This window comes from Vibrio sp. A8-1, assembly GCF_013048685.1.
GTDB classification, from domain to species: domain Bacteria; phylum Pseudomonadota; class Gammaproteobacteria; order Enterobacterales; family Vibrionaceae; genus Vibrio; species Vibrio metschnikovii.
Map to the genome: position 1 here is coordinate 125,502 of NZ_VHTC01000009.1, position 12,321 is coordinate 137,822.

Here is a 12,321-nt window from a genome sequence, read left to right on the forward strand (position 1 = left end):
ATATTATCATTTACTTAGCTCATGGATATGTTACGCAAAGCGTTGATTAACCGTTCGTATCGTACCTCATCTTTCGGCATGCTGAACAAACCGTGTTTGTACATCAATCAGGATGAATCCTATGCCCAAATCGAGTTATGCGCGTACTATCTACTATCTGACCACAGACGCAAATCAATCGACACCGAGTCGGTTACAAAAAGCATTTCATTTACTCGCGATCCCTATCGAAAAAGTGGAGCCTGAACCGTTAGTACAACAATACCGACACAGTAAACACAAGATACTGCTGCTCGATTATCAAGATCATCGTACTATCCGTCATCGACTTGGCCCTTTAAAGCTGACCACTCACTATCTGGAAACCATTTTGTTCAATGTCGACAAACGATTACCCACAGATTTATTAATCAGCTTTGGTAATTTAAAGGGGCTCTTTTACCAAACCGATAGCGCGGAGCAACTTTCCCATGGCTTGGCGCAGATCATCAATGGCCAAAATTGGTTGCCACGTCATGTTTCTAACCAATTGCTGCATCACTTTCGTTACGCCTTTCATGAGCAACATACCAAGGCCACTCTCGATCTTACGGTTCGAGAAATACAGATTTTACGCTGTTTGCAAGCGCAAGCTTCCAACGATGATATTGCGAAGAACTTATTTATCAGCGAACTAACCGTAAAATCTCATTTGTACCAAATTTATAAAAAACTCGCGGTGAAAAACCGCGCCCAAGCGATATCTTGGGCCAATCACCATCTTTTTCAGTAATGATATCGGGCTGTTAGGATGTTATCGAGAATAGGTAGAATGGCACATTTTCGATACCCCAATACAGAATGTGCTCAATCACACGATCAGAACATGATAAAGTTAGCCTATTGTTGCGCATTAAGCTTATCAAGCAAGATCAATAACCTTTATGGGCTTACAGCGACTGCACTTTAATAACAATAGGGTTCTGACTAATGATTAATAAATGCCTTTTTCCTGCGGCCGGCTATGGTACTCGTTTTTTACCCGCGACCAAATCAATGCCAAAAGAGATGATGCCAGTGGTGAATAAACCATTGATCGAATATGGCGTTGAAGAAGCGATTCAAGCCGGTATGACTGGAATGTGTATTGTTACCGGACGGGGCAAACACGCAATCATGGATCACTTTGATATGAACTATGAGTTGGAACACCAAATTCGTGGTACCAACAAAGAAGAACTGCTGATCGATATTCGACAAATCATTGATACTGCTCACTTTACCTACATTCGTCAACGTGAAATGAAAGGCTTAGGGCATGCCATTTTAACGGGCCGCGAGCTTGTCGGTGATGAACCTTTTGCTGTGGTTCTCGCCGATGATTTATGTGTCAATGCTCAGCAAGGAGTCTTAGCACAAATGGTCGCGCTGTATAAGCAATTCCGCTGCTCGATTGTTGCGGTGCAAGAAGTGCCTGCAGAAGAAACACATAAGTACGGTGTGATTGCTGGTGAGATGATCAAAGACGATCTGTTCCGTGTCGATAACATGGTTGAAAAACCAGAGCCGGGCACAGCGCCGAGTAATTTAGCGATCATTGGGCGCTATATTTTAACTCCTGATATTTTTGATTTGATTGAGCAAACCGAACCTGGCAAGGGTGGCGAGATTCAAATCACCGATGCGCTACTCAAACAAGCCCAGTCTGGCTGTGTATTGGCTTATAAATTTAAAGGCCAACGTTTTGATTGCGGTAGCGTCGAAGGCTATATCCAAGCAACCAATTACTGCTTTGAGCATTTATACCAACAGAATGAACAAAAAGTAGCACTCGCGAAACAATCAACCACTAAAGGCTAATCATTCAGGGTTAGTCAGCACTTTATTGACGGAGCCCTCTGGATAACGGCTCCGTTTTTACTGTTTTTTTATCCAGTGAATATTTGCACAAATCGCACTCTATGTAATACTGACCCTACTTGGTATTACAGTAGACTTTATCGGATGGACAATATTGAAGTACGTGGGGCGCGTACCCACAACCTGAAAAACATTAATCTAACGATTCCCCGTGACAAACTGATTGTGATCACTGGTCTTTCCGGCTCTGGGAAATCTTCGCTGGCGTTCGATACCCTTTATGCTGAGGGGCAACGTCGTTATGTCGAATCCTTATCCGCTTATGCTCGGCAGTTTCTCTCATTGATGGAGAAACCCGATGTTGATCATATTGAAGGCTTATCCCCTGCTATCTCGATTGAACAAAAATCCACCTCGCATAACCCTCGCTCTACTGTCGGTACCATTACCGAAGTGTATGATTATCTGCGTCTACTCTATGCACGAGTTGGCGAGCCGCGTTGTCCCGAACATCAAGTCCCATTAACGGCACAAACCATCAGTCAGATGGTCGATAAGGTACTCGATATGCCCGAAGGCAGTAAATTGATGCTGCTTGCGCCTATTATTAAAGAGCGTAAAGGTGAACACGTTAAAACGCTGGAAAATCTCGCTGCACAAGGTTTTATTCGTGCCCGTATTGACGGCGAGACCTGTGATCTTTCCGATCCACCAACGTTAGAGCTGCATAAAAAACACACCATTGAAGTGGTGGTGGATCGGTTTAAAGTACGCAGCGATCTTCAACAACGCTTAGCCGAATCGTTCGAAACTGCCTTAGAGCTTTCGGGAGGGATTGTCGTCATCGCGCCGATGGAACAACCGGGTGAAGAGCACATATTTTCCGCTAACTTCGCTTGTCCGCACTGTGGATATAGCATGCGTGAGTTAGAGCCAAGAATGTTCTCATTTAATAATCCGGCCGGCGCTTGTCCAACGTGTGATGGTTTAGGGGTGCAGCAGTATTTTGATCCAAGCCGAGTGATCCAAGATGCTAATTTAAGTTTAGCGCAAGGTGCCATCCGTGGTTGGGACCAGAAAAACTATTACTATTTTCAAATGCTGAATGCGTTAGCAGAACACTACGATTTTGATCTCCATCGCCCATTTAATCAACTCCCCAAAAGCATTCAAGAGGTGGTGTTACATGGCTCAGGACGAAGTGAAATCGAGTTTAAATACATCAATGATCGCGGCGACATTCGCGTTAAACGCCATCCTTTTGAAGGTATTTTGCATAATTTAGAACGCCGCTATCGCGATACTGAATCGAACTCCGTGCGTGAAGAACTGGTGAAATACATCTCAACCAAACCTTGCAACAGCTGTAACGGCACTCGCTTACGTTTGGAATCTCGCCATGTGTTTATCAATAACACCACTCTGCCGGAGATCGTTGAGTTAAGTATCGCCGACGCCTTAGACTTTTTTGCCACTATGCAGCTCGAAGGTCAGCGAGCACAAATTGCTGACAAGGTCATGAAAGAGATTAATGACCGTTTGCAGTTTTTAGTCAACGTCGGACTCAATTATCTTAATTTATCACGCAGTGCCGAAACGCTCTCTGGCGGTGAAGCACAGCGTATTCGCTTAGCCAGTCAAATTGGTGCCGGACTGGTTGGCGTGATGTATGTATTGGATGAGCCGTCGATTGGTTTACATCAACGAGACAATGAACGATTACTGAAAACCCTGACTCATTTACGTGATTTGGGTAATACCGTGCTGGTTGTCGAGCATGATGAAGATGCGATTCGTATGGCCGATCATGTGATTGATATCGGCCCCGGTGCTGGTGTACATGGTGGGACCATCGTTGCTGAAGGCCATGTAGAGCAGATCATCGCTAATCCACATTCATTGACTGGCCAATATCTCAGTGGAGCCAAGAAGATTGCCATTCCGACTCAACGAGTGCCTCGTGATCCGAATAAAACGGTCGAGCTGCTTGGTGCGTCTGGCAATAACCTAAAAAGTGTCGATCTTTCTTTGCCTGTCGGGCTCTTTACCTGCGTCACTGGTGTTTCTGGCTCTGGTAAATCAACGTTAATCAACGATACTTTCTTCAGCATTGCCCATACTGCTTTAAATGGCGCGACGACAGCAACACCAGCGCCTTATAAGGCGATTAAAGGTCTTGAACATTTTGATAAGGTTATCGATATTGATCAAAGCCCAATCGGTAGAACACCACGTTCTAACCCCGCGACCTATACTGGTATTTTTACGCCTATCCGTGAGCTGTTTGCTGGCACTCAAGAATCTCGTTCTCGAGGTTATAAGCCCGGCCGATTCAGTTTTAACGTCCGTGGCGGGCGCTGTGAGGCGTGTCAGGGAGATGGGGTTATCAAAGTTGAGATGCATTTCCTACCCGATGTTTATGTGCCTTGTGATGCATGTAAGGGCAAACGCTATAACCGTGAAACCTTAGAAGTCCATTACAAGGGCAAAAGCATTGATGAAGTATTGCAAATGACCATCGAAGAAGCCCATGCGTTTTTTGAGCCTGTCCCTGTGATTGCACGTAAGCTGCAAACGCTGATCGATGTCGGTTTATCCTATATTCGCTTGGGCCAATCAGCCACAACTCTATCCGGAGGTGAAGCACAACGCGTTAAGCTTGCGCGTGAGTTATCCAAACGTGATACCGGTAAAACACTCTATATTCTTGATGAACCGACTACTGGACTCCATTTCCATGATATTCAGCAATTGCTGATCGTGCTACATCGCTTGCGTGATCGCGGCAATACCGTCGTCGTTATCGAACACAACCTTGATGTGATTAAAACGGCTGACTGGATCGTCGATTTGGGCCCAGAAGGGGGGCAAGGGGGTGGGCTAATTATTGCCGAAGGTACCCCAGAAGAGGTCGCACAAGTCGCAGGCTCACATACTGCTCGCTTTTTAAAACCACTGCTCATTCAATAAGGCTATATTGCCGCGCGAAAAAACGCTAAAGTAACGCAACCAGTCACTTATGACTGGTTGCGTTTCAAAAAATAATGGATTGATGTTCAACAATAGATTGTGAGATTTATGGCGACTTTGCTACTCAGCGGCACTCAACTGCAACCGACTGTTCCAAAAGCCCCTTTAAATAAGGCTTTCCTGATTGCCCTTGGCGCTGTTTATTTGCTTGCGATGCATTTCTTTATGCCTAATCCAGGTGGTGCAGGATTAGCCTTATCGTTTAACCCCACGACATGGATAGCCGTCAGTATCACCATCGCCATCGGTTGGTATCAAATTACCCTCAACCAAAGCCTGCGTTATTCAAAATTAACGGTCGTGTTTTTTGTCAGTTGCTGCATTTTAAGCACACCACTCTTGTATGGAAACGCTTATCTCACTGGTGCTATCGGACGGTTAACGGGGTTATGGGCTGGCTTAGCGCTGTTCATCTGCTTACAACAGTTCTATTTGAGCAATAAGCATAAACAGCGCTTACTATGGTATATCTTGCTGGCGGTTCTTATTCAGGCATCATTTGGGCTGTATCAATACTTACTGTTAAGCCCCAATAACTGGTTTGGTTATAATACGTTAGCTAATCGTCCCTACGGTATTTTCCAACAACCGAATGTGATGGCGAGTTTTATGGCAACGGGATTGATCGTATCAGGCTATTTATTGGCTCGCCAACCTAAAAAATATGACACCAAACTGTTTGAAATTGGTCTGCTCTATCTTACACCGCTGCTAACTCTGCCTTTGTTAGTCGTGTTAGCGTCACGTACTGGCTGGTTATCTGCCGTGTTAGGAACGATGATGATTTTACCTTATCTTTATCGTTTTGCTCCGCGTCGCCGATTGGTTTACTGGATCAGCGCCAGTCTTAGCGGTGTGTTACTGGGGTTTGTGGCCATGTACAGCCAGAGCACCAGCGATATGGTGACCAGTAAAGCGGACCTTGATAGCCCAAGACGCTATACCTTTCCACAAACCGTAGACATGTTGATTGAAAAGCCGTTTACCGGTTATGGCTATGGGAATTTTGAAACCGAATATTTGCTGTACACTGCCCGCCAACATCAACTGAACCCTAATTATCCTGCAGGATTACCTGCTATGGATCATCCACATAATGAACTGCTTTTTTGGGGCGTCGAAGGCGGACTATTACCCCTACTGGGAATTGCGATTGCTGCTGGGTTTGTATTACTGAAAATCCGGACAGCGAAAAAAGGGACTCGCCTCGCTATGCTTGCACTTCTCGTGCCGATTGTTGTGCATAGTCAATTGGAGTACCCGTTTTATCATTCAGCCATTCACTGGATTAGCTTTATCGTTCTGCTGTATTGGATTGATCAGCGAGTTACCCGATATCGCACCTTCTCTTTTAGCCATCTCAGTGGTTCATTACTACGCATCCTGAGCTTAGTGCTACCGATTATCACTAGCCTATATATGTTAACGTCACTGCACAGTAATTATGTGCTTACTCAATTCGAAAAATCGAATCCACCCAATCCTGATATTTTACATAAGGTCACCAATCCATTGGTATGGCGAGATCGTTTCGACTGGAATATTTACAGCACCTACCTCAATCTAGGCTTGCATCAGCAACGAACTGACTACATCCAGCCTTATATCGATTGGTCATTATCGGTTATTCAGCATAAACCAAGACCCGCTTTTTATCGTAACCTCATCTTGGCTTATCAAGGCTTAGGCGATGAGAGCCGAGCGGCGCAAATCCGTTCAGAAGCGGAGTTCCTCTTCCCGACGCTCGATTTCACGCCGCCGAGTTCTTCTTTTCCGTCATCGGACAGCACCATCGTTCCGGCGTCTAGTGAGTGATGATGCTTAACCAGCAACGATACGCCTTTCCAACAACACGTGTCGTCAAAAGAGGCGAAGAATCCCCTAACCAGACAATAAACATTCATCAATGAATTAGGGGAATACCGCCGTTTAACACGTCATCGATACGGCGTTATCGCTGTAAGGCAAGTCCGTCTTGCAACGCTTTCAGACATAAGGCGATGTTTTCTGGGCGCGCCGCGTATCCCATCAACCCAATTCGCCATGCTTTGCCTGCTAATGATCCTAATCCAGCACCTATCTCTAAGTTGTAATGATTAAGCAAATAGTCACGCAGGGCTGCATCATCTACGCCTTGAGGAATATACACCGTATTCAGTTGCGGTAGACGACTGGCTTCATCAACCACAAAGGTTAATCCCAGCGCCTCTAAACCTTGTTTCAATATATTGTGCATTCGGCGATGGCGATCCCACGCGTTGTCTAGTCCCTCTTGTTGCAGTAGCAGTAACGCTTCGTGTAAAGCGTACAAGCTATTCACAGGAGCCGTATGGTGGTAACTGCGTTTGCTTGCCCCACTCCAATACCCGAGGACTAAGCTTTGGTCTAGGAACCAACTTTGAATCGGTGTGGTACGCGCGTGTATTTTATCAATCGCAGCGGGAGAAAAAGTTAATGGTGATAAACCGGGCACACAAGATAGGCATTTCTGACTTCCAGAATACACCGCATCCAGTTGCCACTCATCGACCAATAGCGGTACACCACCAAGCGATGTCACGGCATCCACGATTGTCAACATGCCATACTGTTTTGCTAATTGACTGAGGGCTTGCGCATCACTGCAAGCACCCGTTGAGGTCTCGGCATGTACAAAAGCCAAAATTTTCGCATCGCTGTGTTCAGCTAACGTAGCGGCTACTTTTTCGATTGAAACTGGCTTTCCCCATTCATCATCAATCACAACCACTTGTCCGCCACAGCGAACGGCATTTTCTCGCATTCGCTCCCCAAACACCCCATTACGACAGACAATCACTTTGTCACCAGGTTCGACCAAATTGACAAAACAGGCCTCCATACCCGCACTCCCTGGTGCTGAAACCGCAATCGTGAATTCGTTTTGGGTTTGAAAAGCATATTGTAGTAACTGTTTCAGTTCATCCATCATGCGAATAAATAATGGATCAAGATGACCAACGGTCGGTCGGCTTAAAGCCTGTAATACTTGCGGTGAAATATCTGAAGGTCCAGGCCCCATCAAGATCCGACGAGGTGGAATAAAACTGCTAATAGCCATAATTGCTCCTTGCTTTTTCGATGGCGTGAATGGTTGAGGTTAATGCAAATTATCTCCCACCACAATCCGACCGAAGTCTAGGGGTCCAACCACTTTCACATTCTGATCATTTTTATTTGCATTAGTAGCAACATTTGCAATTGACATTAATGAAACAAAACCGTTCAATGAATGCGCTATCTATACCGAAGAGACGAAACCTAACAACACCACGTTAAATCTTGACGGTATAGCAGAAGAGGAGCACTGCCCAGGCAGATCATTTGTGGAGCCTCAACTCCAATACAAACGATCCATGGGGAGCAGTGCCGAGGTAAAACAAAGGTGAGGCTTTGATTTACCGGTTGCATGGGCTGAATCCCTGTGACTGTCATCAGACGAGACTGGTGAAGAGCTTCTGAGGACATCGCTTAACCGTTATCCCTCTTTATTTGCTCTCAGTTCACACTCTTCAAAACATTGGACGTTGGATTACCAACTATTTTTTATTTATAGGAAGTCTTGGGAGACATACTGTGAACGCATTCAATGTCGCTAAATTTGGCGGAACAAGTGTTGCTAATTTTCAAGCGATGAGCGGCTGTGCCGCGATCATCGAAAATAATCCGACGACGAAGTTAGTGGTGATCAGTGCCTGTTCAGGAGTAACCAATCTACTGGTTGAATTGGCAAACGGAGTACAAGAGAGCCAACAGCGAGCGATGATTATTCAGCAATTAGCGGATATTCACTACACGATTATCGAGTCTTTAACCGCACCGCAAACGGTCAGCGCTGAGATAGAAACCATTTTAGACACGGTACGCCGAGCCGCAGAGGCCGCCGCGTTTGAAGTCAGTAAAAAGTTAACCGACCATCTTGTGGCTTGTGGCGAGTTAATGTCCACTTATTTACTTACCCAAATCCTTCGTGAACGTGGCGTCGATGCCGTACGCTTTGATGCTCGTCAAGTGATGCGTACTGATGATCACTATGGCCGAGCCGAACCACAGCTGGCCGCCGTACAATCTTTAGTGACTGAAAAATTACACCCACTGTGCCAACAACACGTCGTGGTTACTCAAGGTTTTATTGGTGCCGATCAAGAAGGCAATACCACGACCCTTGGTCGAGGAGGCAGTGATTATTCAGCGGCATTATTTGCCGAAGCAATCCAAGCCTGTGGCCTAGAAATTTGGACCGATGTACCGGGTATTTACACCACCGATCCACGGATTGTTGCCAAAGCCGCTCCAATTTCCGAAATCAGTTTTAGTGAAGCATCAGAAATGGCCAATTTTGGCGCTAAAATTCTTCATCCCTCAACATTAGTGCCTGCGATTCGTCATGGTATTCCCGTATTTGTTGGGTCTTCCAAAGCTCCGCAAGCCGGAGGCACTTGGATTCGTCAACAAGTCGATAGTACGCCACTGTTTCGAGCACTTGCACTGCGCTGTAATCAAACCATGGTAACGCTACGCAGTGCTAACATGTTTCATGCTTATGGTTTTTTAGCCAAAGTGTTTGAGATTTTGGCAAAACATAAGATTTCTGTAGATCTGATCACGACTTCAGAAATTAGCGTATCGCTAACCTTAGATAAAACCGATACATCGGGCGGAAATCCAGAATTACCGCAGCACGTTCGCCAAGAGTTAGAGGCTTTATGTACGGTAGAAGTCGAACACGATCTCTGCTTAGTTGCGCTGATTGGTAATAAGATGAAAGATAGACCCGGCTACGCCAAACAGGTCTTCGGTGTGTTGGATGAATTTAATCTACGTATGATTTGTTACGGTGCCAGCGCCCATAATCTCTGCTTTTTAGTCAATAGCCACGTCTCTAAATCGGTCATTCAAAAGCTGCATCAAGAGTTATTTGAATAACACTAAACTCAAATAGACAGGTCGTCATAATGCGACCTGTCTATTTGGAGTATTAACCATTAATATTGGGGCCAAGCCACTTTTCGGCGGTTAATTTATCCCAACCTTTACGCTCAGCATAACTTTGAACTTGATCTTCTTGGATCTGAGCTATAGCAAAATAACGTGAATCTGGATGAGAAAAATACCATCCCGATACCGATGACCCAGGCCACATCGCGTAACTACTGGTTAACGACATGCCTATATTTTCTTCAACCGATAGCAATTGCCATAGCGTGCCTTTTTCAGTGTGCTCAGGACAAGCCGGATAACCGGGTGCCGGGCGAATACCTTGATACTTTTCGCGGATCAAATCATCACAAGCCAGATCTTCCTCTGCCGCATAGCCCCAGATTTCTTTACGCACTCGCTCATGTAAGTACTCAGCAAAGGCTTCCGCGAGACGATCCGCCACCGCTTGAATCATGATCGCATTATAATCATCCCCTTGTGCTTTATAAGCATCGGCAAGCTCCCTTTCTCCAATCCCACCCGTCACGGCAAAAGCGCCAATCCAATCTCGCTTAGCTGACGATTTCGGAGCAATGTAATCGGCAAGACAATAGTTCGCCCCTTTCGGTTTTTCAGTCTGTTGGCGTAAATGGTGTAAAACATGCACAACCTCAGTGCGTGTTTCATCGGCATAGACCTCAATATCATCACCCACACTGGCAGCAGGAAACAAACCACAAATACCTTTCGCTTGCAGTAATCCTTCTCGCTCCACTCTATCTAAGAGTGTATTAGCATCGTGAAATAAACGCTGTGCTTCTTCACCGACTTCTTCGTGCTGCAAAATGGCTGGGTATTTCCCCATCAAAGACCACGTCATAAAGAAAGGAGTCCAATCGATATACTGGCGTAATACGGCAATTGAGCAATTATCAAAGACATGGATACCAGGTTTAGCTGGCGTTGGCGGTGTATAGGTTTGCCAATCAATAGCGACTTTATTAGCACGCGCTTTATCTAAACTGATCGGGCGTGTCTTCGGGGTTTTGCGCGCATGCTGCTCTCTGGTACGTTGATAATCGAGATCCAACTTTTCAATAAATGCGGGCCGTAATTCATCCGATAACAAAGCGCTGCACACTCCAACCGCGCGTGACGCGTTATTCACATAGACGACAGGATGACGATAATTTTGTTCAATTTTGACTGCGGTATGCGCCTTAGAGGTTGTCGCGCCACCAATCAATAACGGTAAACTAAAACCTTGTCGCTCCATCTCTTTAGCAACATGGACCATTTCATCTAGTGAAGGCGTAATCAAACCAGACAAACCAATAATATCCACTTGCTGCTCTTTGGCGACTTTCAGGATTTGCTCACACGGTACCATTACGCCAAGATCTATAATTTCGTAATTATTACACTGCAGTACCACACCAACAATATTTTTACCGATGTCGTGTACATCGCCCTTCACCGTCGCGAGTAAAATTTTTCCATTAGCAGAACTGGCCTGTTTGAGCGCATTAATATACGGCTCAAGGTAAGCCACCGCCTGTTTCATCACTCGCGCCGATTTAACCACCTGAGGTAAAAACATTTTACCTTCACCAAATAAATCACCAACAACGTTCATACCATCCATCAACGGACCTTCAATCACATCCAATGGTCTTGCTGATTGCTGGCGAGCTTCCTCAGTATCTTCAATAATAAATTCCGTAATTCCTTTCACCAAAGCGTGCTCTAAACGCTTTGCTACTGGCCAACTACGCCACTCGAGTAAGGCCGGATCATCAACTTTACCAACCGCATTGTCACGGTACTGCTCTGCCATCTCAAGTAAGCGCTCCGTGGCATCAGGGCGGCGATTTAAAACCACATCTTCTACTGCTTCACGCAAGCTGACTGGCACATTGTCATAAATTTCCAACTGACCTGCATTAACGATACCCATATCCATACCGTGCTTGAAACAGTGGTAGAGGAATACGGCATGAATCGCCTCTCGAACGTAGTTGTTGCCTCGAAATGAAAAAGAAACGTTAGATACCCCACCGGAAATCATCGCATAAGGTAAGTCACGTTTGATGTCCGCAATCGCTTCAATAAAATCGACCGCATAGTTATTGTGTTCATCAATCCCTGTGGCAATCGCAAAAATATTGGGGTCAAAGATAATATCTTCCGGTGGAAAACCGACTTCATCGACTAAGATGCGATACGCATTGCTGCAGATCTCTACTTTACGCTCACGGGTATCCGCTTGACCCACTTCATCAAATGCCATCACAATCACGGCCGCGCCATAACGGCGAACCAGCTTTGCTTGTTCAATAAATTTCGCTTTACCTTCTTTTAAAGAGATAGAGTTAACAATCCCTTTACCTTGAATGCATTTTAACCCCGCTTCAATAACTTCCCACTTCGACGAGTCAACCATGATCGGTACTTTAGAAATCTCAGGTTCGGAAGCACATAACTGTAAAAAACGCACCATACAGGCTTTGGCAT

At 45.5% G+C, this 12,321-nt stretch carries 7 protein-coding genes and 1 riboswitch; of the genes, 5 read left to right on the top strand and 2 right to left on the bottom strand.

Translation table 11 applies throughout. From position 1 onward, the window contains the following. Nucleotides 1–121 precede the first annotated feature (121 nt). The 4 genes from FKN93_RS07270 to FKN93_RS07285 all read left to right on the top strand — a co-directional run bounded on the left by FKN93_RS07270 (nt 122) and on the right by FKN93_RS07285 (nt 6,684). Nucleotides 122–772, top strand: coding sequence for a LuxR C-terminal-related transcriptional regulator (locus FKN93_RS07270; protein WP_170904753.1), 651 nt, complete (start codon nt 122–124; stop codon nt 770–772). 197 nt (nt 773–969) lie between these two features. Then, entirely contained in the window at nt 970–1,839 is an 870-nt protein-coding gene (galU, locus tag FKN93_RS07275; protein WP_154169290.1) for a UTP--glucose-1-phosphate uridylyltransferase GalU, read from the top strand. Between the two features lie 144 nt (nt 1,840–1,983). Further along, the gene (gene uvrA, locus FKN93_RS07280; RefSeq protein WP_170904754.1) at nt 1,984–4,809 is read left to right on the top strand and encodes an excinuclease ABC subunit UvrA; all 2,826 of its coding nucleotides are present in this window, start codon (nt 1,984–1,986) and stop codon (nt 4,807–4,809) included. A gap of 108 nt (nt 4,810–4,917) precedes the next feature. Continuing rightward, nucleotides 4,918–6,684, top strand: coding sequence for a PglL family O-oligosaccharyltransferase (locus FKN93_RS07285; protein ID WP_115152683.1), 1,767 nt, complete (start codon nt 4,918–4,920; stop codon nt 6,682–6,684). A gap of 136 nt (nt 6,685–6,820) precedes the next feature. Here the strand turns inward: FKN93_RS07285 and FKN93_RS07290 are convergent, their stop codons facing one another. Continuing rightward, entirely contained in the window at nt 6,821–7,948 is a 1,128-nt protein-coding gene (locus FKN93_RS07290) for an alanine--glyoxylate aminotransferase family protein (RefSeq protein WP_004396119.1), read from the bottom strand. 228 nt (nt 7,949–8,176) lie between these two features. Then, nucleotides 8,177–8,353, top strand: a riboswitch (Lysine riboswitch). Nucleotides 8,354–8,463: 110 nt separating this feature from the next. On the opposite strand from FKN93_RS07290, the gene lysC reads away from it, so the two are divergent. After that, nucleotides 8,464–9,813, top strand: coding sequence for a lysine-sensitive aspartokinase 3 (lysC, locus tag FKN93_RS07295; protein WP_170904755.1), 1,350 nt, complete (start codon nt 8,464–8,466; stop codon nt 9,811–9,813). Nucleotides 9,814–9,865: 52 nt separating this feature from the next. Here the strand turns inward: lysC and metH are convergent. Next, a partial coding sequence (metH, locus tag FKN93_RS07300; RefSeq protein ID WP_170904756.1) for a methionine synthase occupies nt 9,866–12,321 on the bottom strand: 2,456 nt, incomplete at its 5' end.

What these genes read in the sequence shown, in the direction of transcription:
- FKN93_RS07270 (WP_170904753.1), top strand. Translation starts at nt 122, where the DNA reads ATGCCCAAATCGAGTTATGCGCGTACTATCTACTATCTGACCACAGAC.
- galU (WP_154169290.1), top strand. Translation starts at nt 970, where the DNA reads ATGATTAATAAATGCCTTTTTCCTGCGGCCGGCTATGGTACTCGTTTT.
- uvrA (WP_170904754.1), top strand. Translation starts at nt 1,984, where the DNA reads ATGGACAATATTGAAGTACGTGGGGCGCGTACCCACAACCTGAAAAAC.
- FKN93_RS07285 (WP_115152683.1), top strand. Translation starts at nt 4,918, where the DNA reads ATGGCGACTTTGCTACTCAGCGGCACTCAACTGCAACCGACTGTTCCA.
- FKN93_RS07290 (WP_004396119.1), bottom strand. Translation starts at nt 7,948, where the DNA reads ATGGCTATTAGCAGTTTTATTCCACCTCGTCGGATCTTGATGGGGCCT.